At 67.9% G+C, this 24,796-nt stretch carries 23 protein-coding genes; 7 read left to right on the forward strand and 16 right to left on the reverse strand.

The window, feature by feature from the left end:
- Positions 1-69 precede the first annotated feature (69 nt).
- From OHA68_RS28060 to OHA68_RS28095, 8 genes are all read right to left on the reverse strand, one after another.
- Complete coding sequence (locus tag OHA68_RS28060; RefSeq protein WP_327102940.1) at positions 70-1,968, reverse strand: S9 family peptidase; 1,899 nt, start codon at positions 1,966-1,968, stop codon at positions 70-72.
- On the reverse strand, positions 1,931-3,760 hold the full coding sequence (locus tag OHA68_RS28065) for an ATP-binding cassette domain-containing protein (RefSeq protein ID WP_327102941.1): 1,830 nt from the start codon (positions 3,758-3,760) through the stop codon (positions 1,931-1,933). Before OHA68_RS28065 ends, OHA68_RS28060 begins: the two co-directional genes overlap by 38 nt.
- Entirely contained in the window at positions 3,753-5,576 is a 1,824-nt protein-coding gene (locus OHA68_RS28070; RefSeq protein ID WP_327102942.1) for an ABC transporter ATP-binding protein, read from the reverse strand. Before OHA68_RS28070 ends, OHA68_RS28065 begins: the two co-directional genes overlap by 8 nt.
- Entirely contained in the window at positions 5,573-6,547 is a 975-nt protein-coding gene (locus tag OHA68_RS28075) for a protein kinase domain-containing protein (RefSeq protein WP_327102943.1), read from the reverse strand. Before OHA68_RS28075 ends, OHA68_RS28070 begins: the two co-directional genes overlap by 4 nt.
- Positions 6,537-7,523 (reverse strand): HesA/MoeB/ThiF family protein, encoded by a 987-nt coding sequence (locus OHA68_RS28080; RefSeq protein WP_327102944.1) that lies wholly within the window; start codon positions 7,521-7,523, stop codon positions 6,537-6,539. The genes OHA68_RS28075 and OHA68_RS28080 overlap by 11 nt, the downstream gene beginning before the upstream one ends.
- Positions 7,524-7,590: 67 nt before the next feature.
- Positions 7,591-8,649, reverse strand: a complete 1,059-nt coding sequence (locus tag OHA68_RS28085) for a SagB/ThcOx family dehydrogenase (RefSeq protein WP_327102945.1) — start codon at positions 8,647-8,649, stop codon at positions 7,591-7,593.
- On the reverse strand, positions 8,609-9,751 hold the full coding sequence (locus OHA68_RS28090) for a SagB/ThcOx family dehydrogenase (RefSeq protein ID WP_327102946.1): 1,143 nt from the start codon (positions 9,749-9,751) through the stop codon (positions 8,609-8,611). The genes OHA68_RS28085 and OHA68_RS28090 overlap by 41 nt, the downstream gene beginning before the upstream one ends.
- Positions 9,752-9,837: 86 nt before the next feature.
- Positions 9,838-9,984, reverse strand: a complete 147-nt coding sequence (locus tag OHA68_RS28095) for a hypothetical protein (protein WP_327102947.1) — start codon at positions 9,982-9,984, stop codon at positions 9,838-9,840.
- Between the two features lie 261 nt (positions 9,985-10,245).
- On the opposite strand from OHA68_RS28095, the gene OHA68_RS28100 reads away from it, so the two are divergent.
- On the forward strand, positions 10,246-11,346 hold the full coding sequence (locus OHA68_RS28100; RefSeq protein ID WP_327102948.1) for a hypothetical protein: 1,101 nt from the start codon (positions 10,246-10,248) through the stop codon (positions 11,344-11,346).
- 124 nt (positions 11,347-11,470) lie between these two features.
- Here the strand turns inward: OHA68_RS28100 and OHA68_RS28105 are convergent, their stop codons facing one another.
- The 5 genes from OHA68_RS28105 to OHA68_RS28125 all read right to left on the reverse strand — a co-directional run bounded on the left by OHA68_RS28105 (position 11,471) and on the right by OHA68_RS28125 (position 16,290).
- Positions 11,471-12,784 (reverse strand): hypothetical protein, encoded by a 1,314-nt coding sequence (locus OHA68_RS28105; protein WP_327102949.1) that lies wholly within the window; start codon positions 12,782-12,784, stop codon positions 11,471-11,473.
- A 7-nt stretch (positions 12,785-12,791) separates the two neighbouring features.
- Positions 12,792-13,541, reverse strand: a complete 750-nt coding sequence (locus OHA68_RS28110) for a MerR family transcriptional regulator (protein WP_327102950.1) — start codon at positions 13,539-13,541, stop codon at positions 12,792-12,794.
- Positions 13,542-13,621: 80 nt separating this feature from the next.
- A complete protein-coding gene (locus OHA68_RS28115; RefSeq protein WP_327102951.1) occupies positions 13,622-14,356 on the reverse strand; it encodes a GOLPH3/VPS74 family protein in 735 nt (244 codons plus the stop codon).
- Between the two features lie 144 nt (positions 14,357-14,500).
- Entirely contained in the window at positions 14,501-15,250 is a 750-nt protein-coding gene (locus OHA68_RS28120) for an alpha/beta hydrolase (protein ID WP_327102952.1), read from the reverse strand.
- The gene (locus OHA68_RS28125; protein ID WP_327102953.1) at positions 15,205-16,290 is read right to left on the reverse strand and encodes an alpha/beta fold hydrolase; all 1,086 of its coding nucleotides are present in this window, start codon (positions 16,288-16,290) and stop codon (positions 15,205-15,207) included. The genes OHA68_RS28120 and OHA68_RS28125 overlap by 46 nt, the downstream gene beginning before the upstream one ends.
- On the opposite strand from OHA68_RS28125, the gene OHA68_RS28130 reads away from it, so the two are divergent.
- Positions 16,289-16,807 carry a hypothetical protein gene (locus tag OHA68_RS28130; protein ID WP_327102954.1) on the forward strand — a complete coding sequence of 173 codons (519 nt, stop codon included), beginning with the start codon at positions 16,289-16,291 and terminating at the stop codon, positions 16,805-16,807. The two genes, OHA68_RS28125 and OHA68_RS28130, sit on opposite strands and share 2 nt — an antisense overlap.
- Before the next feature lie 268 nt (positions 16,808-17,075).
- Here OHA68_RS28130 and OHA68_RS28135 read toward each other — a convergent pair whose 3' ends face one another.
- On the reverse strand, positions 17,076-17,546 hold the full coding sequence (locus tag OHA68_RS28135; protein ID WP_327102955.1) for a MarR family winged helix-turn-helix transcriptional regulator: 471 nt from the start codon (positions 17,544-17,546) through the stop codon (positions 17,076-17,078).
- Positions 17,547-17,647: 101 nt separating this feature from the next.
- On the opposite strand from OHA68_RS28135, the gene OHA68_RS28140 reads away from it, so the two are divergent.
- The 3 genes from OHA68_RS28140 (at position 17,648) to OHA68_RS28150 (ending at position 20,657) form a co-directional block, all read left to right on the forward strand.
- Positions 17,648-18,397, forward strand: coding sequence for an SDR family NAD(P)-dependent oxidoreductase (locus tag OHA68_RS28140; protein WP_327102956.1), 750 nt, complete (start codon positions 17,648-17,650; stop codon positions 18,395-18,397).
- Positions 18,394-19,266 carry an MBL fold metallo-hydrolase gene (locus tag OHA68_RS28145; protein ID WP_327102957.1) on the forward strand — a complete coding sequence of 291 codons (873 nt, stop codon included), beginning with the start codon at positions 18,394-18,396 and terminating at the stop codon, positions 19,264-19,266. Before OHA68_RS28140 ends, OHA68_RS28145 begins: the two co-directional genes overlap by 4 nt.
- Before the next feature lie 269 nt (positions 19,267-19,535).
- On the forward strand, positions 19,536-20,657 hold the full coding sequence (locus OHA68_RS28150) for an FAD-dependent oxidoreductase (protein ID WP_327102958.1): 1,122 nt from the start codon (positions 19,536-19,538) through the stop codon (positions 20,655-20,657).
- A 155-nt stretch (positions 20,658-20,812) separates the two neighbouring features.
- Here the strand turns inward: OHA68_RS28150 and OHA68_RS28155 are convergent, their stop codons facing one another.
- Complete coding sequence (locus tag OHA68_RS28155) at positions 20,813-21,703, reverse strand: TIGR03619 family F420-dependent LLM class oxidoreductase (RefSeq protein WP_327102959.1); 891 nt, start codon at positions 21,701-21,703, stop codon at positions 20,813-20,815.
- A gap of 780 nt (positions 21,704-22,483) precedes the next feature.
- On the opposite strand from OHA68_RS28155, the gene OHA68_RS28160 reads away from it, so the two are divergent.
- Positions 22,484-22,795: an ArsR/SmtB family transcription factor gene (locus tag OHA68_RS28160; RefSeq protein ID WP_327102960.1), complete on the forward strand. Its 312-nt coding sequence runs from the start codon at positions 22,484-22,486 to the stop codon at positions 22,793-22,795.
- Positions 22,792-23,589, forward strand: a complete 798-nt coding sequence (locus OHA68_RS28165; protein ID WP_327102961.1) for an SRPBCC domain-containing protein — start codon at positions 22,792-22,794, stop codon at positions 23,587-23,589. The genes OHA68_RS28160 and OHA68_RS28165 overlap by 4 nt, the downstream gene beginning before the upstream one ends.
- 108 nt (positions 23,590-23,697) lie before the next feature.
- Here the strand turns inward: OHA68_RS28165 and OHA68_RS28170 are convergent, their stop codons facing one another.
- A complete protein-coding gene (locus OHA68_RS28170; protein WP_327109567.1) occupies positions 23,698-24,687 on the reverse strand; it encodes a GlxA family transcriptional regulator in 990 nt (329 codons plus the stop codon).
- Positions 24,688-24,796: the final 109 nt, after the last annotated feature.

Consider the following 24,796-nt stretch of genomic DNA (forward strand, 5'->3'; position numbering starts at 1 on the left):
CTTCGGACAACACGCTCTCTGAGCCTGAACGCCCGCGTGCGGACCGGGGGCGGCGAAGGCGTCGCTCAGCTAGGAGATCAGGGCGCCGTCGCTCTCGGGCCCTTGTTCCTCGGCGGCCCCGCCAAGGTGTTCGGCGAGGAATTCCTCTATACAGGTGAGCAGGTGCATCCAGTTGGCCCGGGATCTGAAGAAGTGCCCTTCCTCCGGATAGAGCAAGTACCGATGCGGAACGCCCCGCTCTCTGAGAGCGGACGCGATCGCCTCGCTCTCCTCGCGCCGGACTCGAATGTCCTTCCCGCCGTGGGCGATGAGCAGCGGAATCTTGATGTCGTCGATCCTGGAGAGCGGCGAACGTTCCCAGCAGAACTCGGGTTCGGTCACAGGATCCCCGACCCTCTTCGTCATCAACGTCCGTGCGGCCGTCCAGTGTGCGGGGATCGACGAGATCATCGTGGCGAGGTTCGCGGGCCCGCACAGGTCGACAGCGCATCGGAACAGGTCGGGCGTGAACGCCGCGCCGACCAGGGCGGCATAGCCACCGTACGAAGCGCCCATGATCGCGATGTTGCCGGGGTCCGCCCAGCCTTGTGCTGTGACGTGACCGACAGCGTCGACCAGGTCCTGGTGCATGAGGCCGGCCCACTCCCGGTCACCCGCGTTGAGGAATCGCTTTCCGTAGCCGGTCGATCCGCGGAAGTTGACCTGTAAGCAGAGGTACCCGCGGTCGGCCAGCAGTTGGACCAGCCCGTCGTATCGCCAGGTGTCCCTCTCCCATGGCCCGCCATGCACGAGAAGTACCGTGGGCAGCCTCTCCCGCGCGACGGCCGGCGGGAATGTCACGTAGCCATGTAGGGACAGGCCGTCACGGGAGGAGAACTCGATCGGCTCCGGCGTCGCCAGATCGAACTCGGCGAGTTCCGGGCGCTGTGGGATGCGATGGACGATGCTTCCGGTCACCCGGTCGAGGATCCGGTACTCGGGGGATTCGTCGGCCCTGCTCACGGCGCCCAGCCAGAGCCGGTCGTCATCGCTGCTCCCCAGGAAGGTGAGTTCGGCGTCCTGATCAGGGCACAGCCGGTGCGCATCCAGGCCGACGTCTTCGTGCAGGAGCACGGTCTGCTTGCGCACGCGGGAGAACGCCGCCGCCCTGGGCCGTCCCGTGACCGGGTCGAACCAGACCGAGCAGACGTCCGCGTCCGAGGCCTCGGCGAGAGTCTCGACGATCTCTCCGGTACGCGTGTCCAATCGGACCAGCCGGGCCGTCTCCGCGCCCGCTGACGTCAGAAGATAGAAGTAGCGACCGCCCTGCGACGAACGGGCGAGGCTCGTCGCGGCGGCGTCCTCGTGACCGACGGAGAAGACCACCGGCCAGGCGTCCCCCACCCGGGCGCACACGTCGATGCCGCCGTCCGCGCGCATGCGGAGACCGCCCTCCGCTTCCAGGGACGCGTGGTCGATGATCCATCGGAAGAAGCCCGGGTTCGGCCGCACGGACAGCCTTGCCCCGGTGCTGATCTCGCGGCGCTCGATCCGGCCACCAACGCTGGCGAGCAGGGCCTCCGGTCGTTGCCTGGAGACGGCCAGGAGTTGCGCGGAGACTCCCGGCGGCGTCAGATCGTGCATTGCGGTCGTACGGATGGCGACGGCCGACAGCACCGTCCTCTCGTCCCCGTACGGGTCACGTGTCACCAGCAGGTGCGCGCCATCTGACGCCCACTTCACATCTTGAGCGCCTCCCGGCAGGGCGGTGAGCCAGGTGCCATCGCGACCCGCCGTGAGATCTTCGAGGGGCGCCGTCCGGACCTGCCAGTGGGCATCCTGGCGCTCCAGCCACGCCAGCGACCGTCCATCCGGTGAGAGTGCCAGGCTTGTTCTGGTCTCCTGCCCGAACAACACCCTGCGCGGGATCGAGGCACCGGCGGCGGCCGGATCACGTCGCGGCTGAGCCGAGTGTGTCGCTGAGGTCATAGTTGCTCTCCTGGATCGCTGACAATTCCTGGTACAGCCCAGGGGAGTTCCGCAGCTCCCCATGGGTGCCCACCTGTGCGATGGCACCGTCGTCCAGCACCACGATCAGGTCGGCCTGCGCCGTGGCGGCGAGCCGGTGGCTGACGAACAGGGCTATTCCTCCCCCCGCACGGCACTGTGCCGTGAGCTCCCGGAAACGGTCGAACAGACGAGCCTCCGCCTCGACGTCGAGTGCCGAACTGGGCTCGTCCATGACGAACAGCCGCCAGTCTTGCCGCAGATAGCTGCGAGCCAGCGCGATCTTCTGCCATTGGCCGCCCGAGAGATCGACCCCCTGTGACCAGCGGGACCCTGTCTGGGTCTCCAAACCGTCCGGTAGCTTCTCCACATCCTGGTCGAGGCCGGCCTGGGTGCACGCGGCCGGGAGTAGCTCCGGCCGCTCAACCGTGGCCTCGACGTCACCGAGCGCCACACCCTCTCGGACGGTCAGCTCATATCGTCCGAAGTCCTGCATGAGTGCGGTCACGCTCTGCTGCCATCGCCGCCGGGATTCGGCGGTGAGGATCGCCGCTCCCCTGCGAATCTCACCGGAGTCAGGGGTGAGGAGTCCGGCCATGAGTTTGACCAGCGTGGTCTTTCCCGAGCCGTTCTCGCCGACTACAGCGACCACCGATCCGGACGGTATCTCCAGGCTCACCGCGCGAATGCCGGGCACCTCACGCCCGGGGTAGGTGTAGCTCAATCCGGAAAGGGCCAACGGCTCCCTGCCCGCAGGGGGCTCCTCCTGCCTCGTGCCGGAGTTCGGCGCCGCGGCGTGTCTCCGAAGTTCGCCCAGCACACCGTCCAGGTCACGGGCGACCCGCATGAGGCGACGGGCCCTCGTCGTCTGCTGCATCAGGTTTCCCAGCACGATGCCCAGTTGACCGGTGAGCGCGATCACCATCGCCAGGTCCGGGAGCCCGAGCCTGCCTGCCGCTGCGGCCCAGGCCGTCCAGCCAAGAGCGGCGGCCACCGATGTGGAGACGATCGCCGTGCCTGCCAGCGTCCACCCGAACGCCGATCGGTCTCCCCGATCCCGGCAACGGTCGGCTGCGTCCCACAACTTCTCGACGCGGCGTACGAGCCCGGCACCGGCCCCACCGGCTCGTGCGGCCAGTCCACCCGCTGGTGACATGAGGTGCTCGGCCAGAACGCCGGCCCGCTCGACGAGCGGGCCGGCCGTCTCGTCCGCACGGTCCTCGGCACCGAACGCGCGGCTGTTCCAGCGCAGGGCGGGTACGGACAAGACCGGGATGAGCACGAGCCAGAGACTGACCTGCGCGAGGAGCAGCACCGTGAGGCCGAATTGGAGAACGGCCCCGACGACCAGGACCAGTCCACCGAACGCCGATCCGGTGAGGTCCACGCGTTCCCTGGACCTGATGCGGTCGATGCGCTCCCGGAGCGCCCCGCCCTGAAGCAGGTCGACCGTGCGCAGCCCCAGCATCGCCTGAATCAGCCAGCCGTCGATCGTCCGGGCGGTCTCCGCTTCGAGCCGGACCCTGCTCCTGATCCCGAAAGAGCCGAGCACGTGAATCAGCAAGAGAGCCGTGACGAACAGCATCACACCGAGCATCTGCTGCGGCCGACTCCCGGACACGACTCCCGCCACGGCCACGCCGACGCCGACCGCGACGAGAGGCTCGGCCACCCGCCCCAGGGGATCGCAGACAAGGACGGTCACCACGTTGCGCGGCGATGCCTGCCACGCCGCCCTGAAGAGCAACAGCACTGGTGCGAACCTGCTAGCCATCGACATCCTCCATAGCGGCACGGAAGCGCTCCGCCTGGCGGCGGAACATCCGGGCGTACCGGGTCGTGCCGCTCATGAGCTCGTCATGGGTTCCCCGCTCGATGACGCGGCCCCGGTCCAGCAGGACGATCTCGTCAGCGTGGCGGACGGTTGACAGCCGGTGGCTGATCAGCACGGCCGTGGTCGAGATCGCGAGCTCACTGAACCTCTGGTTGAAGCGCTCTTCGGCTCGTACGTCCAGACTCGCAGTGGGTTCGTCCAGGATCACCAGGCTGGACCGGTTCCCGAGCGAGCTGAGACGGTAAAGGATCCGGGCGAGGACAAGCCGCTGCCACTCACCGCCGGAGAGGTCGACGCCTTGAGCGCTCTCGGGGAGCAGCAGGGTGTCCAGTCCGTCCGGAAGGCGGTCCAGCAAGACGTCGGCGCCGGCCTCCCGAAGCGCCTTACCGATCAATTCGAGGTCGGGTGATGGTTCGCCGGGAGCGACGTTGGCCGCGAGCGAGAGTGGATAGCGCATCACGTCCTGATCGGCGACCACGCATCGGGACAACCAGCCTCGGCGGTCGAACTCGGTCAACGGCACGCCATCGATCTCCAGTACGCCTCGCGTGGGATCCAGTGCACCGGTCAGCAGCTTGGCGAGCGTGCTCTTTCCCGCGCCGTTCAGACCGACCACGGCCAGCGAACGACCTCTGCTGAGCTTCAGATCGACGTCCTGCAGGACCAAGGTGTCCCGATAGCCGAAACCGACCCCGCGTACAGTGATCGTCTGGAAAGCGGAGGGGATCGGCCGAGGGCCGGAACGGACGTCGGGCGTGCGGCCGAGCGCGGCGGGGAGCCGTTTCATCTCGGCGGCCGCCGGAGCTCCGTACTCGACCATGTACTCTGGGCCGATCCAGCCCAGCGACTCCATGCCGGCCATCGCCTGCAGGACGACTAGAACCGCCGCGGCGCCGAACTCTCCCTGTCGAGCCTGGTCGAGAGCGGCCCAGGCGACCAGCAGATGAGTCCCGACGACCACCGCTCCGGCCCACAGCTGCGCCGCCGCACGACGATTGCGTTCGGCCTTGGCCGCGGCCACCTCCGACCAGCGATCCTCGAACCGGCCGACCAGCCAGGGCCTCGCACCGGGCATCAAGATGAGCTCCGCCGATCGCCGACTGTCCAGGAGCAGACCGCGAAGGTAGTCAGCCCGGCTGACCGACTCCGAATGTTGCCCGGATTCCCGGCCGGCCACGGTGACCCGGACCTCCGACCGAACGGCCGCACGGTAGAGAAGCCAGCTTCCGCCCAGGACGATCGGCGCCCACCAGAGGTAGTGGGCCAGGATCACGGCGGTCACCAGAGCGCTGAGCCGCCCTGGGTACACCTCGGCGAGGCCGCGCACCGCCGCACCGACGGTGAAGTAGCCGGACGAGGCGACCTGCGCGGCTCGCAAGGAACCGACGAACCGCTCGTCATGCAGATGGGCGATACCGGCCGGCCGGTTGACCAGGGCGAGCATCTCGCTTCGGACCGCGTGCTCCGCCCGGCGGGCCAGGACGACCGCGAGCGTCTGCCTGACCGGGGTCAAGATCTGCCCACCGAAATACGCGCAGGCGAGAACCGCCAAGCTGGCCGTGGCCGGGGTTCCGGCTGTGATGTCCGCCGCCACCCACCCCCCTGCCAGGACGAACAGCGGGGGCATCGCGGTGGCCAGCACGGTGAACAGGACCAGTGCGGCGACCGCTCGCGGAGAGGATCGTACTGCCAGCAGGATCACCGCGAACGCGGCGGGCCTTGACAGGCGCGCCCGGAACCACGGCGGGAGGTTCATGAGAGCGTCCCCACCTCGCCGAGCACTTTCACGGCTGCTGACGCTTCTGGGCGGTGACTCGGTTCGATCGCGCACATCGCCTGGACAAGGTCGCACACTCCGCTCGGAAGAAACGTTCCGTCCGGTCCGGGCACACCGTCCAGTGAGGGCACCGGATGGTTCTCCGCCAGGGCGCGCAGGACCACCTCGGAATTCCGTCGCCGGGCGACGACGTCCTCACACCGCAGGAACAGCTCCGTCAGCTGGTCGAGCAGCTCGTCGTCCGCCGCTACCTGAGCGGGAGTACGTCCCGTCCACAGCACGTGGAGGCTGACGCCGAGTGCGTATACATCCGCGCGCCGCCAAGCGTCCGGCGCACTCGACATACCGAGGAAGGCTTCCGGCGGAGCGAACGGGCGGTAGGTCAGTGGGCGCGCATAACGGTAGAAAGCATGCTCTTCTGAGATCAACGGGGGGCCGTGGAGTTCGCGCGCGAAGGTGAGATCGATCAGTCTGACGCGTTCGCCGTCCGTCACAGCATTGTCCGGCCGCACATCGCGGTGGACGATGCCTCTGGTGTGCAGCCGGGCGACAGCGCCGAGGAGGGCGGTCCAGACCCGCTGGATCTGCTCTCCGTCGGCGCACTCCCGCCACGCCTTGAGGTCCGTGCCGAACCGCTGAGTGACCAAGGGCGCGGGGCACTCGGCCTCAGCGGTCCAGCGGGCCTTCAGCCGGTGATGGGATCCGGAAACGGGCACGACGGCACCGCTACCGGTCAACACCTCGGTAAGGGCTCGTTCGCGAGCGAACGCCGGCCTCCAGTACGGACCCTCCAGGTCCGTCCGAGGGAACTTCACCACGACCTCACGCCGCGTCCGGCGTTCGATGCCCACGAAGAGCTCGGAGAGCGAGCCTCCGGGCCGCCACGCACGCACGCGGTCGAGCTCGGTCGCGAGGAGATCCTGCCTGCGGGCCGTGAGGTCAGCGATCATTTCCGCTTCCGCAGACCCCACATGACGGACGCCGGTTCCCTGTGATGCGCGTCATCTCGTACTTGAAAAGGTCCACCGACCAGACCGCGTTCTCGGTCAACGGAGCCGAGCAGCCGGTCAGGAAACGGGTGGCCTCCCACACCGCGAGCGACGACATGGCGGCGATCAGCGGGGCGAAAGGTGACCTGGGCGGTAGCCACTGGTTGGCCACTGCCTTGTCGATCGTGCTGCTCAGCGCACTGTCGCCGTCGACCAGGCATTGATAGCAGGCGGTTTTGCCCGGCACGCACAGTGGCCCCAGGGTGCTGCCTCCAGACAGCAGCGACGGGGTGGACGTGCGCACGCAGGTCTCCGCGATGACGTCCCTGATGTTGGCGACCCGATAGCCGAAGGAGTTGAACACCAGATCCGCGCTCTCGGCGAGATCCACCAGGTCGGTGGCCTCGCGGATCAGACGGTCATGGGTGACGACCTCGATGGAGGGGTCGGACACGGCCAGCATTTCGGCGGCCACCTCTACCTTGAGCCGGCCGACGTCAGCGGCTCGGTAGAGCACCTGCCGAGGCAGATTCGTGGCCTCTACCGTGTCGGGATCGACGAGGACGATGGTCCCTATGCCGATCCGGGCGCAGTTGAGAGCAATCCAGGTGCCGAACGCTCCGACTCCGACGATCAGCACTGTCGAACGGCGAAGGGCATCCTGAAGAGCGCCACCTGACAGTTCCGGTGTTTCCCACAAGGAGAAGAACTCGTTCTGATGGACGTAGAGCCCCTCGGGGTCGGCGATGCCGGGCCGTTGATCCTTGTCATCGATGACGGCGCCGATGCGACGCAGTTCTTCGATGAGAGGGGCGGCGCCCGGCAGTTCGAGCTCAGAGCCGGGGGCATTGCCGCGGTCGAGCATCTCGAAGACCCGCTGGACGGACTGGGGATCGCCTTTCACCCCGAAACGCTCGTTCGTGGTCAGCGACCACACCTCGCCGCCTGCCGGTGTTCGGAAGTGACCCCAGCCCCGGTGAAACCTCAACACTTCATCTGGCCTTTCATGCGACGGTCACGGTCGTAAGTACTTGCTGGTCGACAGGAGCCAGCTGGAAAAGTCGCTCACCGAGCGAGTCACGGACGGCGGGGGTCAGCCAGTTCTGAAGGCCGAAGGCGGTTGCCACGAGGATCAGGGCCTGGCTGACTCTCGCCGAGTCGAAGTAGAGATTGCGCAGGCCCCGTTCATGCCGATAACGCCATTGGTAACGCGGAAAGTCAGCCACGACGAACACCGTCGCGGCGGCTGTCTCCACCTGATGCTGTCCGATGAGCAGGTCCTTGCACGCGGCCCGGGTCTCGGCTTCGCCGTGTACCGTTCCGAGATCGTCCAGCGCATGCGTGGACGGGTCGTAGAGATAGATTCCGGACTCGATCCCGAGGACGCCGTAGACCGCCACGTAGTAGTCGAACGCCGCGCCGTAACTGAAGAGGAACCGCTGCGGCTCTGCCGGGTCCGGATCGCGATTGCGGCTCGCTCGGGCCAGGCCGTGCCCCAGCAGGTCGGACAGCCGCTGGTCACCGAACCCGCGGCGATGCAGCGTACGTGAAGTGACCCGCCTCCTCAGGACTTCGCCGACGGGCGTCTCCGGAAGCGGTGCCGGCTCAGGCAAGGTCATGGGCCGCATCGCCGCCCGGCGCGGGCTCGGCGGAGGTCCGTCTTCACGGAGGAAGGTGGCGAGTGCCTCCATCTGCCGATCGCGGTAGGTCTCGCCGTCGTCATGGAAGGACGCACGCCGTGACCACAGATATGTGGTCAGCGCGTGGGACCAGCCGCGGGCATGCCAATGCTCCAGGCCGCGGCCGGCGCCGTCGTCGATCGCAGCGGCCTCCAGCAGGCCGCAGTCTCTCAGGATCGCCAGTCCTGAGACGTCGTTCTCACCGGCCGCGAGCGAGATCAGCGCGCGCCGCCCCATGAGAGCGGCGGAATTCGCGAACGGACTCCGCACGATGGCCCTACCGGCCTCGTCGGGTATGACGACCGTGCCCGGAGCCCATCGGGGCGCGACCTTCACGGCGTGTTCAGAAAAGTCCTGTCGCTGCTCGGCCGACTGCCGCTGCATAGAGCACACCTTCGTCCAATCCTTCCTTCTGCAGTCCGAGTAGCCCGTGCACCGCGATGTCGTCGACTCCGTGCTGCCAGAAGACCGGCAGATCAAGGGCCTGTCCGCAGAGTTCCATGGTCGCCGCGGCATGACCGGCGTCCATGAACACGGTGCGGAACGTCCGTGGCTCGCGGTAGCGATACATGTTGCGTTCCCATAGACCCGTCACCACGACGAAGGCCGCCGGGTCGAAAGGCGCACGCCACAGGCCTTGCAGTATCGGCCTGAGTTCGTCCTCGCCGGGAAGATCACCGATCCGCTCCAGCTCGGAGGTTCTGACGGCGAAGTGATAGGTCCCCGGCGCGAGCCCCAAGACCTTCCGCGCGAGGACATAGCATTCGACCGGATGTCTTGAGCCACCCGAAGGGCTCGTCTTGCGAACGAGCGGGGCGCGCGGGACACTCGACCGGATTCTGCGCGAGCGAAGCTGCCCGAAGCTCGAGGAGATCATTGTCGTGAGCTTGTCGCACGTGGCCACGGGCAGGGATTCGGATGCGTTTCGACGGTCCCACGCCTCGTCGAAAGGCCGAGTGAGGCATTCGAGAGCCTCAGCGGTCTGTACGACGGGAACGGTGAGCGAGCCCGCGTATTCCTTGTATCGGTTCACGTCGAAGCTCTCGGCGGCGAACTTCTCCATGATCGATTTGTCGATGGCCGGTGCTTCCGACTCGGAGTAGTTCAAATACGGGTAATCGTAAGTGAGTAGATGGTGGTCGAATGCGGCCTGCCATCCGGCGTCGCGCCATCGCCGCTCGGTCTCCTCAAGACGGGAATCATCACCATCCGGCGTCAATAGTCCTTCCGCCACCAACTGCTCGACGATGAGCCGGCCGGCGTCGGGCTCCAGTCCTGCCGATCGGTGCAACTCTTCGAGTCGCTCTCCGGCCGGACCAGCACGCAAGAAGTTCAGCAGGACCTGTGCCGCGGCGCTGCCCAACAGGATCTCCCTGCGCGCGGCGATGTTCATCACGTACCAACGTTCGGTGGACCAAATGCTCGGCGGCGGGACCAGACGAACCGTCGGAACGATCCGCAGCACGGGATCAGCAGTGTCAGGCATGGGGATTCCAGAGTTTCGTGATCGACGTGGCCGGCTGGATGGGCTCATCGCCCTGAAGCACACCGCTCCAGGGCGATGAGGACGACCTAGGCGGGGCGCGAAGCCTCCATCTGGCGGAGTGCGATCGGCATCTCCGGCAGCGCCTCCACGGCGAAGTCCGCGGAGTTCAACTCGACCCCGACGCCGAGCTTTCCGGAGACCTCAGCCGCGAGCGATGACGTGCTGGTGGACATATCTACCTCCTGAATGGAATGAAGCTGACGCCGGAGAGCCTGAATCTTCCGACTGGAAGTAGCCTGGAACTTTTCTGGACACAAACTCCTTGTCATGGTCCGGACCGCGTCCAGAATTCCTATGACGTCCAGAGGCGTGGTGCGTGACACCCTGCCCTGCCTGGAAACACGGTCTCGTGCTGACCCCAGGTAGAACGCGGAACACTTTCCTTTTTTTCGAATGGATCGTGCTGTGTCGCCGGATGCCGGTTTGATGCGCGCATGAGATCTATCCGGCAGAGGGCCGTACTGGCCGCGGTCACGGTCATGACGGTTGTGGTCACTCCAGCGGCAGCGACAGCCGCGCCAAGCTCGTGCGAGGCGCCGGCACGCAGCAGCTCGGCCTACAACGACTTCGTGCTCACGTACAAGTCCGAATGCGCCACGAAGAAGAACTACGACCGGACGTTCCAGGACGTCACGGCGTCTGCTCTGGTCGACAAGCGCAACAAGCTGGCGGTCACGACGTCGACGGCGCTGGCCGGCGCGATCGCGTCGGTCAAGGTGAACAACAAGGAGTTCATCTCCAGCGGCGGCCACGGTGCCGCTTTCCAGTACGCCTTCCACGCCTGGCAGCGGGGTAAGGCGTCGACCGAGTGCTACAACCCCACGCAGGCCGGTACTCGCATGGACGACGTGGGTCAGCCGCCGCCCTACCACGGTCCCAGCACCAGCGCGCTCTACACCATGGCCAGGTCCGGCAGCACCATCCGCACGGCGGGGAGGCCCGCGATGTTCGTTACCCTCGCGGACACGAAACCGGGCTGGGGCGACTGCCGCAGCGCCGACCACCAGGCCGAGCGCGTCCCGTTCACCATGGGCCTGTCGCCGTACTGGCTGCAGACCTCGATCGAGCTCGCCCCCGACCACGACGCGCCCAAGCTGGAGAACGTCTTCCGCGCCGCCGCCACGATCACCTCGGACGACGAACGACACGATCACTTCGACGGCGTCCTCGTCGCCTACCTGCAGCCGGACTTCACCAAGGTCTTCTCCTACAGCCCCGCCACCGGTCGCCTGTCGCCCGAGCCCGTTGAGTCTCACACGAGCAAGGACCCCATGGTCCGTTGTACCGACGACGGCGACTACTGCCTCGGCATGTACGTCAAGCCCGACGTTCTCGGCGACAAGGCCTACTACTACACGATGACCCGCCCGCCCATGGACTACAACGGCCACTTCGGTGAGAACACCATCCAGGTCACCAGCCCCAGCGGAGCCATGGACAAGGGAGACAAGGTCACCTATGAGACCTACGTGGTCGTCGGCGACAAGAGCCGCGTCGCCGACACCATGACCCAGCTGCACCGCGCCTTCAGGTAGTCGGCCCTCGGCCAGGGGGTCATACCGGCGCCGATGACGCCACAGCCTTCGCGCGCCGCGCCCGGTAACGGTCTCGTGGACAGCACGGGCACGCCCATCGTGCTGTCCACGCTTCCTTCGCCGTTCAGCGCAGCCGCCACAGTGCGCCATGCGAGCCGGTCAGCTCCCTTTGAGCGCCGACTGCGCCCAACGCGTAGACGTCTCCTGTGTCATCCCGCATCACCAGGTCCTCCACGACCGCCGGCCCGTACTCTCCCGTGGGCAGGCGTTCCCTGGTCCAGCGGCCGGTGGAGGACAGGTGCCAGAGCGTGCCGGCGTCGGTCGCCGCCCAAAGGCCGTTCTCGCCGTCGGGAGCCGCCGCCGTGAACGCCTTCGGCTTCGACTCGGCGGCCACCAGGCAGGTCCACGTGGTTCCCCGCAGGCGCATCGCCACCGCCCGGGACGGAAAGACATCCTCCAAGTCGGTCTTCTCATGCTCCATCCACTGGAACGAGCCGAGCACCCACCATTCCTCCGGCCCGGTCCGTACGACCGCCCGCAGGTCGGTCCGTCCGGTGTCGCCGTGGACCGGTTCGGCGTCGGTCGGCGACAGCAGCGTCGGCAGTTGCACAGGCTGCCAGGCGCGGCCCGTCCACCGGGCGATCGACCGCCTGTCGGAACCCTCACTGGGGGTGCCGATCATCCAGGGGATGTCAGCGGTGCCGCTCAGGGACAGGGCGTAGAAAGGCGCTGGAACGGACTGCCATGCCGTGCCGTCCCAGCGCATGGAGGCGCTGCCGAGGGTGAGCCAGGTGCCCTGCGCGTCGACCACGGGCGCCGGTTGCCCGGCGAGTTCCGGCGGGCCGGTGTGCCAGGCGCGGCCGTCCCAGGTCAAGAGGGCGACGTGGCCGTCCTCTGTGCCGGCGAGCACCCAAGCCCGGTCGGCGGAGGCCGCACCGAGCGCCAGCAGCCTGCCGGAGGCGGGGACCGGAGCCGGCTCGTCCCATCCACGGCCGTTCCAGTGGCGCGGACCGCGCGCGTCCCCCGGTCCCAGGCGCCACGCCCAGAGGGTGCTGCCGGAGGTGGCCGTGCCGGAGCCCATGACGGTGCCGGGAGTCTGGTCGACGTGGAGGAGCTCCCAGCTCCCTGAGGCGGGGGTGACCCGGAACCGGCCGGTACGGCGGGACGTCTCCGGACACGTGGCCGGAGTGGTGACCACGGGATCGAGCGCCTTCGTCACCGTGGTCGCGCTCGCGCTCGGGGAGGGAGCCGAGGAGGAGAGAGGCGGAGGGGACGAGGGCGCCTCGCCCGGCCGGCATCCGCCCGCCATCAGGATCGCAACGGCCAGCAGCCCGGCGATCCGGCGCGAGGGAGGTACGGTCACCCGGCACATCTTGCCGGAACCGGAACCGGCGAAGAGCCGATCCGACAACCGGGCGATGCCGGTAAGCCAGGACATCCGCCGGTCATGCTCGGGGGTCCGGCACCTCGTCCATGTCCGCCCGCGCCCGCGCGAGCGCTGTGGCTCGTACCAGGACCTCCAGCTGCGCCGGATTGTAGATCGCGTGCATGGTCTCGGCCATGGTGACAGCGGTCGATATCGGCGTACGCCTCAGATGCGTTTCCGGTGCGGCTATCCAGGGGTAGTTCACGAGAGCTTTCGTGATCGTCTTCGCGAACTCCTCGACGAGGCGAGCGCGCGTCGCCTCGTCGGCGTCCGCGGGCAGCGACTCGAACTCCACCGTCGCGGCGTCAGCGTCGACGTCGAGCATCTCGCTGACGTCATTCATCACCTCGGGCTGGTACAGCTGCGAGTAGATGAGCGTCAGGGATCGCTCGGAAGGAGACAACCGCGGCGCGACTCTCGCGAACCCCGTCGCCACCTCCGTGATCGAGCCATGCTGGAGCATGTCGGCGATCTCAGCGCGCGCCCGCTGGCTGCGTTCGATCGTCTCGACGAGGTTCGCGTCGATGGCCGCCAGCACCTCTGGCGAGGTCCCGACGCCGGAGTCCAGACGCTCGATCTCCGCGATCGGGACGCCGATGTCGCGGAGCCGGCGGATCTGCAGCAGACGGATGAGGTGGGGGACGCCGTACTGCTTGTAGCCGTTCATACGTCGGTCGGGCACCTCGAGCAGGCCGCGCTCGTGGTAGTGCCGGACGGTGTTGACGGTCGTGCCCGCCAGGTCAGCGAGCTCGCGGGTGCTCCACGCCATGGTCCTACCTCCGCTCGCATCCTAGGCCAGGAATTTTGTCCCGGACGATGCAGAAAGATCCTGCGAGATCTCTGGTCGGACTAGCCGCGGCCGGCGGCATTCGCGGCGGTCGATGCGCTCAGGGCGCCGCTGAGGACGGCGATCGTCGCCCGGGTGACGGCCGCTCCCACGGCCGCCGCGCCCCAGTCGCCGTTCTCGAGCTCCTTCGCGCGGTGGATGACGGACGACGTCCATGGGATCTCGGGATCGAACTGGTGCAGGTTGGCACTCGCGGAGAGCAGCGCCGTGATCGCGGCGGTCCTGGCGTCGGGCTCGTTCCCGTCGACGAGCGTCGCGCGCACGCGGGCGAGGAGCTCCGCGCGCCGCGCGCTGCCGAGCTCGAGGGACTCCGATGGGATGAAGCCGAGCACTTTCTTGCGCGTGCGTCGCAGATGTCCGTCGTCGATGAGCTTGTCGAGCACCTTGCCGCGCAGTTCCGGACCGATCGCCGCGATCACCGTCCGGATACCGCGCGGCTTCGTGGCGAGGTAGTCCCACGCAGGGCGCAGGATGTCTTCGTGCGGGGCGTCGCCCCGTGCGGTGATGCGGCGGACGAGCCGGCCTGCCTCCTGCACCTCGGTGAGGTCGCGGAGTGCCAGATCGGCGACGACGGCACCGCCCAGCACGTAAAAGAGGAAGTTCTCGCCCGCGATCGCGCCGGAGGACGGCTGGAAGAGCAGCAGCAGCACGTCCTCGACGAGCAGCGGCTCGTCGATCGACCGCTCGAGCGGCGCACCGTCCGCGCGATCGACCGGTACCTGGTTCTCGTCACTCATCGTGCCCCTCTCCCCACCGGACGAGCCCTGCGCCCTGGTTCCCCCCATTGAGAACCATGTTCCCGGAACAGGGTCAAATGCGGGGCCTCGCGGTGGCGGCCCGAGCCGGGGCGACTCGGGCCGCGCGCGCTCAGCACCGGGTCATCACGGGGTGCCCGAGGAGGGCTGCGGAGCCGGCGTCTCGCTCAGCGTGCCCGTCTCGGCCAGAATGGTCGGGTCGGTGAACCGATTGACGTCGGTGGCGTGCTCGGCGTTCTCGTCCAGCGGCGTCCACGACTCGTACGTGAATCGCTCCAAGGGCAGAGGTTTGCCCGCGGCGACGATCGTCCGTGCGGGCCGCTCGCCGCCGAGGAGGAAGTCGATCACCGGTCGGTCCACTTCTTCCGTGCCGTAGGGGAACACCCCGTGGATGCTCTCGTTGTCGACCGCGATCAGGCTCGTGTTCGGCAGCCCTGTGCCGGCCGCCCAGCCCTGCTCGAACGGCGTCATCGAGTCGAGCTCGCTCTGCAGGACGATGGTCTCGGGAAAGCTGTCGTCCAAGGCCGGCATCTTCGAATCCGTCGGCCAGAACGCGCACGTCGGCGTGACCAGCAGCCCGAGCTGCTTCGACAGCGGCGCGACGGCTGCCGTGCGCTCGTTGAACTTCTCCCAGTGGTCGAGGCCCTGCGTCCACTGACCGTCTGTGCACGCGGTGAACTCGATCACGTAGTCGTGCGTACCGCGAACCGTCTCGCCAGGTTCGCCGGCCGGAGGTTCGGCCAGCTGCGCGAGGCGCTCGTGCGCCGCGGCCCGCAGCCCGTCGGGCAGGTCCGTCTGATCGATGATGCGAGCAGCCGACTCTACGGGGATCACCGGGTCCGCCGGTGTCTCGCCCTCGGCGATGATGTTCGACACGAGGCTCCGGCCATCGGGTACGCGACAGGGTTCGAGAAGGCGACCGGGCCATTCACCGAGTTCCAGGCGTAGAGCGCCGCCAGCGACTGCTCGGGGGTGCTCGTGGCCGCGAAGTACCGCTTCCAGATGGTTTCCGGGTCGGTGCCGAGCCCGACGGTCGCGTCGTTGCGGGCGATCCAGTTCATCAGGTGCAGGCGGAACTGGCGATCGCGGCCCTCGTGGGCGGCGTTGTAGAGCGTCTGGATCGATTCCCGCGTCGAGTCCGTCGCCGAGTCGAGCACCATGCGCTCGATGTTGTCGGAGAAGAGGCTGCCGAACCATGTCCCTAGCCAGGTGCCGTAGGAATAGCCCATGTAGGTCACCGACTCAAGCCCGAGAAGGTGGCGGATGAAGTCCATGTCGTAGGCGGCCTGCTCGGTCGTCATGGTCCCCACGTCGGCATCCTGCGAGCAGGCTTCGCCGATCGCCTGCGCCTCAGCCGATCGCCCGTCGGCCGGGTCGTACTCGTACGCGCATTCCGCGTGGCTCGACTGACCGAGGCCACGCTGGTCGAAGCTGACGTAGTTCGTGGTCGGACGGAGTTCTGGCGTGTACATCTGGACAGTGGTGCTGTAGGACAGCCCGGATGCGTACGGTCCGCCGGGGTGCGTGATGATCGTCGTGCGGTAGTCAGGGTCGGTGGGATCGATGTTCCGAGCCTGAGAGATCCGGACATCCCAGGTGACCTCCGGGTCGGGGTCGTGCCAGTCCCGCGGGACCTTGATGGTGGCGCACTCGACGTTGGACAGGTCCGCACCCGGCAAGGGCGGGCCGTCATCGCGGAACTCGCAGGCCTCCCAGGCCGGCTCCTGGTCCGCGAGCGGGCCGGCGAGTACGGCGACATCCGGTGTCTGCCTCACTTCACCGTCGCCGCCGCTCCGGAACGCGACCGTTCCCGCCACCAGAATGGCGGCTACTCCGGCAGCCGCGACCCCCGCTGTCAGCGGCTTGAGTCTCCGGCGTCGCCGGGTCTCCGCCTGGGCGGAGCTGTCATTGGACATGAGTGGTCTCCTCATCGGTCGCGAATCGCGATCGCCGCATGCGTCGAGCGCCGGCCAAGCGCCGCTCGACCGCCGTGCCACTGAGTCCAACGTGTGTTCCGAGGACAGGGTCAAGCGCCGGCGTCCGTATGCGGACCGCCAGGAGGTGGACCGGGCACACGACTTCCTGTTCGAAGCGCCGTACGGAGCGCCGGGCACCACCGAATCGCTGCCTGCCATGTCCGCGCTGACAGCGGGCTTTCGCGCGGCCCGACGGCCTGTCGTGCACATCGTCCGGCTGTATCACCCTGACGGCCGGGACGCCGATCTTGTGCGCCGCGGGCTGCTCGCCGATGGAGCCGCCCTCGTGGCACCCGGCAGCGCCGGCAGCGCCATCCCCGCCGAACTGCTGCCACCCGACGCGCCGTCCCTGGACAGCGACCTGCTGCTGGCGGGCGAGCCGCAACCGTCTGTGGCATCAGCGCTCCGCTGCTGTACGCCGTCACGCGCGCTCTGCGCGTCACGGCCGGACTGCTGATCGCGATCGGGGCCGTCGGCCTGGTGGGGCCATTCGTCCCGATCCACCTGCGTGGGGTCGAGCCGACGCTGACCGACACTATGCACGCCGTTCTCACCGCCGTGCTCGTGCTTCTTGTCCTGCTGGCCCTAGGGTTCGCCAACGCGGTGTTCGGAAAGGCGTTCCGCGGCAACTTGCTCGCGACGCTGGTGGCGCTCGTCGTGTTCGGCGCTTTGTCCGGCATGCAGGGCGCTCGGCTCACGACACGCCACGGAGTGTCGTCGCGGTATCAAGCCGGTTGCGCTCTGTGGCTGCTGAGCAGTTTGGCGAGCAGCGCGTTCAGTTCTCGGCGCTCGGCGGCGGTCAGGCCGGCGAGCAGTTCGTCCTGGACGGTGTCGGCGTGGTGCTGGATTTCCTCAAGGTATCGCTTGCCTGAGGCGGTGAGCGTGACGACGTTGCGGCGCCGGTTGTCGGGGTCGACGTGGCGGTCGAGATGGTGGTCGCGGTGGAGGCGGGTGACGATGCCGCTGACCTCGTTGCGGTCCAGGCCGAGGCGCCGGCCGAGGTCTGCCTGGCTGAGTTCCCCGTACTCCTCCAGTGCGGCCAGGACGGCGAAGTCGGCCCGGGCGGTGAGCGGCATGTGCTGTGCGGTCATGCGCGCGCCGAGGAGCGAGACCTTGTTCGCCTGCCAGCTCGTCAGGGCGCGCAGGCGGGCGGGAGGCCGCATTCCGTGGTCGGTGTCCGTCGGTTCGGGTTCCATCGCACCCTCATTATAACCGTTGGGCGGATCAACGATCCATGCTATGTTGGGCACAACAACGTTGGTTATCCCAACGTTCTTAATGTGAGGAGTGGGTCTTCATGTCCAGCAGTACTCTCGCAACGGACCTGTCCGGGCGGCACGTGCTGATTCCCGGCGGTACCGGCGGGGTGGGGGAGGGCGCGGTGCGCGCCTATCTCGCGGCCGGCGCGGATGTCGTGGTCCCCACCCGCAGCCAGGAGCGGGCGGAGGAGTTCCAGGCCGTGCTCGGCGATGCGGCGACGGACCACCTCCATCTTGTGGTGCACGACTACAGCACGTTCGCGGGCGCCGAGGCGTTGGCCGCGACGATGGAGGACCGGCTGGGCAGCGTCGATGACGTCGTGGCCCCCATCGGCGGCTGGTGGGCCGGGAAGCGACTGTGGGAGATCGAGGAGAGCGACTGGCTGAGCGCGTTCACCGGGCCGGCCACCACGCACATGGCCGTGCTGCGCGCCGCCCTGCCCCGGATGAAGGGTGACGGCGCCTACGCGCTCGTCGTGGGCGCGTCCGCGTTCACCCCCATTCCCGGCAGCGGGCTGGTCAGCATGGAGCAGGCCGCCCTGCTGATGATGCAGCAGGTCCTCGCAGTCGAACTCGGTGGGGACAAGCGGGTCTTCGCGTTCCAGCTCGGACCGGTCAGGACCCGCTTCACCGATGGCGGCGGCGACCCGGACTGGGTGAGCGCCGCCCAGGTCGGTGCCGTCGCCGTCGCCGCCTCGGCCGCGACGGAAGTCCCCGGGCAGGCGGTCCGCATGCTGAACCGCCCAGAGGCCGACGAGGCCCTGGCGCTGTTCGGGGCGCGGCGATGAGCACGACGGCCGATCCGACCGTCGGCAGTGGTCTGGGATACGAGGTCTTCGTCTCCGAGTCGATCCCGTTGGCCCTGCCTGACCGGCTGCCGAACGGTGAAGGCCGTACCTGGGCGCCCATTTCGACCACTCTGGTCTACGGAGAACGCGACGCTGTCCTCATCGACCCGCCACTGACGGCAGCGCAAGCGGTAGCAGTCGGCGACTGGGTCGAGGCCGGCGGCAGACGGCTGACCCACATCCTGGTGACCCACGCACACGGCGACCACTGGTTCACCGCGGACATGCTGGCCGGCCGGTTTCCCGGGGCTCAGGTGACCGCCCTGGCCGCGACCATCGAGCAGATGCACCGCGCCCTGACCGCGCGGAAGAGCTTCTGGGACAAGATCCTTCCTGGCCAGATCCCCGTCTCGCCCGTCACCGCCGTCCCACCTGACGGCAACCGGATCGAGCTGGAGAACCACGAGCTGGTCCTCGTCGACGTCGGCCACTCCGACACCGACGACACCGGCGTCGTGCACATACCCGACCTTCATCTGGTCGTCGCCGGGGACGTTCTTTACAACGGCGTACACCAGTTCCTCGTCGAATCCGGCGGTGTCGGCCGCGACGCCTGGCGAAAAGCCATCGGCGTCGTCGAAGCCCTCGCACCCCGCCAGATCGTGGCCGGCCACAAGATCGTAGGACGCGGCGACGACGCCGCCCGGGTCATCGCCGAGACCCGTCGCTACCTCGATGACGTCGACGACCTCCTGCCACGGCACCCGACCCCGGAAGGCTTCTTCAACGCCATGCTCGATCGCCACCCTGGGCACATCAACGCCAGCAGCCTGTGGGGCAGCGCCCAGGCGCTCTACGCCGGCCACTGACCTGACGTCGGGCATGCCGTGCCGGCCCGGACCGTGGCTGCTCGACAGGCGTCGCAGCGTGAGCGGACCCGGTCATCGCGAGGCGGATGCCCAGTTATAGTGGCAAAGTCGCGAAAAACGATGTTCCGCGGGTCCACCCGCCTGACATCGCTCGTACATCGATGCAGATGGTTCTGATCGATGAGCGTCTCCTTGCCGAGATCGGGCACCCCGTCCGCTTTTGGCGCTGACTATCGCCGACGCGTGTCGGCGCGACAGAGGAGCGCAGCATGCAGAAGACCATCGCCATCGTCGGAGCGGGACTGGGCGGGCTGACGCTCGCCCGGGTGCTTCAGGCTCACGGTGTCGCCGCGACAATCTACGAGGGTGAGGACTCGGCGACGACCCGTGCGCAGGGCGGCCTGCTCGACATTCACGTAGAGACCGGACAGGTCGCGCTTCGCGCGGCCGGTCTCTACGACGAGTTCCTTACTCTGGTCCGCCCGGGCGAGGACGCCAAGCGTGTGGTCGACCGCCACGGCACGATCCTGTTCGATATGCCTGCGGACCCCGGTTCGGCCCGCCCTGAGGTGGATCGTGGCGAACTCAGGCGCCTGCTCATCGACTCGCTGGCGCCCGAGACGATCAGGTGGGGTCACAAGCTCGCCTCGATCCGGCACCGTGTGGAGGGCGGCTACGACCTCGCCTTCGCGGACGGTTCCGCCACGCGCGCCGATATCGTCATCGGCGCGGACGGTGCCTGGTCGAAGGTGCGTCCGCTGCTCACCCCCGCCAAGCCTCTCTACAGCGGAACCTGCTTCATCGAGATCGCCCTCGCTTCGGGCGGCCAGGACTGTCGGGCGAGCGTGGCCGCGATCGGCAGCGGCACGCTGATGGCGGTCGCGCCGGGCAAAGGCATCATCGTCCATCGCTACGCCGACGGGCACGTGCGCGGATACGTGGCGCTGAACAAGCCCGAGGGGTGGATGAGGTCGATCGACTTCGGCGACCCGTCCGCGGGCCTGCGTCAACTTGCCGAGGAGTTCGATGGCTGGTCGCCGCTGCTTACCGCCTTTGTGACACAGAGCGACGCGGAACCGTGGCTCCGACCCATCTATGCCCTGCCAGTCGGGCTTGAATGGGACAGGGTGCCCGGCGTGACGCTCGTCGGCGACGCCGCGCATCTGATGTCGCCCTTCGCCGGCGAGGGTGCGAACCTCGCCATGTACGACGGCGCTGACCTGGCGAGCAAGCTGGTCGAGCAACCCAACATTGAGGTCGCGCTCACCGGCTACGAGGAGCGGCTGTTCCTACGTAGTAGCGACGTCGCCGGCCGCTCGGCGGAGAACCTGGAGATCTTCTTCGGCCGGGAAGCACCGCAGAGCGTAGTCACTCTGTTCGATCACTCCTGACGCCTCTGTCCGGGTCCGCGATCTTGTCGCGGACCCGGCGGGGAACGAGGACGGCCAGGACGTCGTCTGGCTGCGGCAGTGCTGCGGCAGTGCTGCGGCAGTGCGGCGGCATGTGATGCGAGGCGAACTCTCAAGGTTGTCCGGCTCTTGGGTGGTCACAACCGGCCGGTGCGCACGATCAGCCGGTCGGCGAAGTCAAGCATCTGGTCAAGGCAGGGGAAGAGTGCGTAGACGTCCACGAATGCCTCGTCCGCGCCGGAGTCGGCGAAGCGCTTGAGCTTGTCGGCCAGAGAATCGACGGACGTGCCCGGTTCGATGTTGATACGGATGGCCTTCTTCAGCGCGTCGGGGTCGCGGCCGGCCTCCTGCGCCGCTTGGCGCGCGAGCGACCACAAGGGATCGATGACCTTGGCCGGCAGGAAATCGACCCCGAGCCAGCCGGTGGCGCTGCGGCCGACCCGGCGCATCGCGGCCTCGCTGACGCCGCCGATCCAGATGGGCGGCCCGCCCGCTTGCACCGGGCGCAGGTCGGCGTGGACCGGCGGCAGCGAGAAGAACTCGCTGTCCCAGGACACCGGGTTGGTGGTCCACCACTCGTGCAGGAACGCCAGCACGTCATCGAGCATCCGCCCGCGCCGGCGCCAGTCCGCGCTGCGGGAGATGTCGTGCTCGTCCTTCATCCACCCGAGTCCCACGCCGACCTCGAGACGGCCGTCGCTGAGCACGTCGAGCGTGGTCAGCATCCGGGCCAGGTGCGGCGGCTCGTAGTAGAAGGTGCTGAGCGTGCTGGCATTCAGCCGCACCCGGCTGGTCGCCGTCGCGGCGACGGTCCACAGCAGCATCGGGTCGAGGTAACGCTTCATCTGCGGCGGGTACGGCTGTTCTTTGCCCGGATAGATGCTGTGCATGTCGACCGGCTGGAGCAGGCGGTCGCCGACCCACAGCGTGTCGTAGCCAAGGTCCTCGATCCCGCGGCAGAACGCGCTCAGGCCGGCGGCGCTGCTGATAGCGGGCCCGATGATGGGAAGCGTGAATCCAAGCTTCATCGGCGAGTCACATGACGGAAGATGGTGGTGAACGCCTTCACCACGCCGGCGCCGGCCGGTTTTCCCATGGTCGCTCCCTTGGTTCGGTGATGCCTCCGAGCGCACCTTGGGTGACGGCTTTATGTACACCGATCTGTTTGTTTACGGTACAGACCGAGTGGCCGGGGCGCAAGCTATGTACACCGGTTGTTACCCGGCTGGGCTGCCGTGGACCCACGACGGAGTTGGAGAAGGGCCCCAAGAGCCGCCGCCGGGCGTCCGGTCCACCGGCGCGATGAACCGATCCCGACGTGGATCCGATGCCATGCGCACCCGGGGCCCTTTCGGCGATGTCGCGGACGCTCGCGCGTTCGAACCCGTGCGCCATGCACTCCTATCCGTCGCCCGTCGAGGACGTCATCGCAGCCGTCACAGAGCGGGCGTGGCCCGGACCACCTCCAGGACGTGCCTCGCCCCGGAGCGGCGGAGCGCATCCGAGAAAATCTTGTCCTCGGCGAGCGCGGAGAAGACCGATCCGAATAACGAAGTCGCGGAGTCGGCCGAATCAAAAGTCGACAACAAAAGCCCCCTGTCGAACAAGTGGAACAATGGCCAGCCATCACCGTAGGGGCCATGTGTTGACCAGAGGTTGACGCGAGATATACAGGTCAAAGTCGGCTGCCGCCTGTCGTAAGGCCCGAACTCGACCTGGTACGTACACAGGTTCCCCGAGCCGAGGACGAGGGGACGCCCTGTTACATGCCCTTGCGGACATATACCCGGATCGGTATATTCGCGGGCATGCGCTTCGACGTCCTTGCCGAACCCGCACGGCGCGACATCCTCGACCTCCTCCTCCAACGCCCCCACCAAGTCGCCGAGATCACCCGGCACCTCGGCCTCACCCAGCCTGGCACCAGCAAACACCTGCGCGTCCTGCGTCAAGTCGGCCTCGTCACCGTCCGCAAAGATGCCCAACGCCGCTGGTACGAACTATGCCCCCAGCCCCTCGCCGAGATCGATGCCTGGCTCACCCCCTACCGCCACCTGTGGAACACCACCCTCGACCACCTCGAACAGCACCTCGACACCATGGAAGACCCCACCCCATGAACGAAACCCTCACCCTCCACCCCGACGGCCGCACCACCCTGCGCATGCAACGCCACCTGTCCCACCCCCAGGACAAGGTCTGGCAGGCCATCACCCGACCCGAACACCTCTCCGCCTGGTTCCCCGCCGACGTCACCATCGACGGTGACCGCATCGGCTACGGCTTCGGCCCCGACGGCCGCATCACCGAGAACGATCCACCCCACACCTTCGCCCACACCTGGGGCGACGACGAACTGCGCTGGCACCTCCACCCCCACCCCGGCGGCGGCACCGTGCTCACCTTCACTCACATCTTCAGCGACCACCACGGCGCCGCCAGCTTCGCCGCCGGCTGGCACACCTGCCTCAAAGCCCTCCTCGCCCAGCTCGATGGCCGCCCCACCCGCCTGCCCGAAGGACCCGACCCGACCCGCCCCGCCGGCCTGCACGAGGACTACATCGCCATCCTCGGCCTGCGCTCCGCCACCAACGACGGCGACACCGTCCGTGTCGAACGCCAGCTCACCCGCCCCGCCGAAGACGTCTGGCAACTCCTCGACGGCCCCGCCGCCACCCCCGGTGCGCCGCCACCCGCCCCGTTCACCGTCCCCGGCCTCGACGCGGGCCCGGTCACGCGCGCTGAGAGCGCCAAGCTCCTGGAGTACAACACCGCCACGGGCGGCGTCCGCTGGGAGTTCACCGAGGGCACCGGCCAGGGCCCCCGGCTCATCGTCACCCACACCGGCGAGGTCACCACCTTGGACGCCTGGCGCATCCGCGTCGAAGACCTGGCGGCCTCCCTCGTCGAATGAGCGTGTGTTCTACAGCGACAGACCAGACATCGCGCACGCTACTGCCACGGCCGCCCGCAGCACCTCAGTCAGGGACCATCACGTTCGGCCCCGGCGGTGCATGAGGGGTCATGATCCTCCTGCGGTGAAACGCTCCCGATACGCCGCAGGCGTGACGCCAAAGCGTTGCTTGAACAGCCGGTGGAGCGTCTCGACGGAGCCGAGCCCGACCGCGTTCGCGATGGTTCTGAGCCCGTTGCCGGTGTGGAGGAGGTGCCGCGCGGCGGCATCGAGGCGGACCGACTCCACATAATGCCCAGGTGTCACCCCGACCTGCTGACGGAAGATTCGTGAGAAGTGCCGAACACTGAGGCCCGCCCGGAACGCGAGCGCGTCGTTGGACAGATCCTCGGTGAGGTGGTCCGGAATCCACGCCTGCAGACGGGCGATCTGAGCGTCGGTGGCCGACGAGTACGCCAGAAGCTCGCTGAACTGGCTCTGACCACCCGGTCGCCGCATGTACATGACGAGCCACCGGGCGACACGGCGGGCCAACTCGGCATGATGGTCGTGGGCGACCAGGGCGAGAGCGAGGTCTATCCCGGTGGACACGCCCGCCGACGTCCACACGTGCTCGTCGCGTACGTAGATGGCATCGGGTTCGACGGTCACCTCGGGATGGTCGGCGGCGAGCTGGGCCGCCGTCGCCCAGTGTGTGGTCGCCCGCCGCCCGTCCAGCAATCCGGCGGCAGCCAGCATGTGCGCTCCCGCACAGACCGAAGCTATGCGGGAGGCGCCGTGAGCGGCGGGGGTGGCCAGCCACTGAACAAGCGAATCCGCCTCCAGCGCCTTCACCCCGCTCTCATCGAACACCAGGCCACCTGGCACGACGAGAGTGCCAATCTCGTGCGGCAGGTCCTTCCACGAGAGGTCGGCTGCGATGGAGGTGCCTCCGGCACAGCGGACGAGCCCGGGCCGAGGGCCGGCGATCAGCGTCTTGTAGCCGGGGACGTCCTTGTTCAGCAGGCGATCGGCGGTGGAGAACACCTCGATCGGGCCGGCGGCATCGAGAAGCTCGACGCCGTCGACCACGGCGATCACGACGATGTGAGGGGGCATTTCGCCCACTCTGCAGCATCGTCAGGATGTCCGCAATGACAATGGCATGTCATTTACAGACATACCTCGGCTGGTGCGGCTGTGTCCGAATCTGGCATATTCGTGGCCT

This window comes from Nonomuraea glycinis, assembly GCF_035920485.1.
GTDB classification, from domain to species: domain Bacteria; phylum Actinomycetota; class Actinomycetes; order Streptosporangiales; family Streptosporangiaceae; genus Nonomuraea; species Nonomuraea glycinis.

Bases quoted from the DNA above. Each gene is read 5' to 3' on its own strand.
- OHA68_RS28160 (WP_327102960.1), top strand. From the start codon at position 22,484: ATGCGCTTCGACGTCCTTGCCGAACCCGCACGGCGCGACATCCTCGAC.
- OHA68_RS28170 (WP_327109567.1), bottom strand. From the start codon at position 24,687: ATGCCCCCTCACATCGTCGTGATCGCCGTGGTCGACGGCGTCGAGCTT.
- OHA68_RS28070 (WP_327102942.1), bottom strand. From the start codon at position 5,576: ATGAACCTCCCGCCGTGGTTCCGGGCGCGCCTGTCAAGGCCCGCCGCG.
- OHA68_RS28130 (WP_327102954.1), top strand. From the start codon at position 16,289: ATGAGTGGTCTCCTCATCGGTCGCGAATCGCGATCGCCGCATGCGTCG.
- OHA68_RS28165 (WP_327102961.1), top strand. From the start codon at position 22,792: ATGAACGAAACCCTCACCCTCCACCCCGACGGCCGCACCACCCTGCGC.
- OHA68_RS28125 (WP_327102953.1), bottom strand. From the start codon at position 16,290: ATGTCCAATGACAGCTCCGCCCAGGCGGAGACCCGGCGACGCCGGAGA.
- OHA68_RS28135 (WP_327102955.1), bottom strand. From the start codon at position 17,546: ATGGAACCCGAACCGACGGACACCGACCACGGAATGCGGCCTCCCGCC.
- OHA68_RS28150 (WP_327102958.1), top strand. From the start codon at position 19,536: ATGCAGAAGACCATCGCCATCGTCGGAGCGGGACTGGGCGGGCTGACG.
- OHA68_RS28060 (WP_327102940.1), bottom strand. From the start codon at position 1,968: ATGACCTCAGCGACACACTCGGCTCAGCCGCGACGTGATCCGGCCGCC.
- OHA68_RS28140 (WP_327102956.1), top strand. From the start codon at position 17,648: ATGTCCAGCAGTACTCTCGCAACGGACCTGTCCGGGCGGCACGTGCTG.
- OHA68_RS28075 (WP_327102943.1), bottom strand. From the start codon at position 6,547: ATGATCGCTGACCTCACGGCCCGCAGGCAGGATCTCCTCGCGACCGAG.
- OHA68_RS28105 (WP_327102949.1), bottom strand. From the start codon at position 12,784: ATGTCCTGGCTTACCGGCATCGCCCGGTTGTCGGATCGGCTCTTCGCC.
- OHA68_RS28115 (WP_327102951.1), bottom strand. From the start codon at position 14,356: ATGAGTGACGAGAACCAGGTACCGGTCGATCGCGCGGACGGTGCGCCG.
- OHA68_RS28155 (WP_327102959.1), bottom strand. From the start codon at position 21,703: ATGAAGCTTGGATTCACGCTTCCCATCATCGGGCCCGCTATCAGCAGC.
- OHA68_RS28065 (WP_327102941.1), bottom strand. From the start codon at position 3,760: ATGGCTAGCAGGTTCGCACCAGTGCTGTTGCTCTTCAGGGCGGCGTGG.
- OHA68_RS28090 (WP_327102946.1), bottom strand. From the start codon at position 9,751: ATGCCTGACACTGCTGATCCCGTGCTGCGGATCGTTCCGACGGTTCGT.
- OHA68_RS28085 (WP_327102945.1), bottom strand. From the start codon at position 8,649: ATGCAGCGGCAGTCGGCCGAGCAGCGACAGGACTTTTCTGAACACGCC.
- OHA68_RS28095 (WP_327102947.1), bottom strand. From the start codon at position 9,984: ATGTCCACCAGCACGTCATCGCTCGCGGCTGAGGTCTCCGGAAAGCTC.
- OHA68_RS28100 (WP_327102948.1), top strand. From the start codon at position 10,246: ATGAGATCTATCCGGCAGAGGGCCGTACTGGCCGCGGTCACGGTCATG.
- OHA68_RS28110 (WP_327102950.1), bottom strand. From the start codon at position 13,541: ATGGCGTGGAGCACCCGCGAGCTCGCTGACCTGGCGGGCACGACCGTC.
- OHA68_RS28145 (WP_327102957.1), top strand. From the start codon at position 18,394: ATGAGCACGACGGCCGATCCGACCGTCGGCAGTGGTCTGGGATACGAG.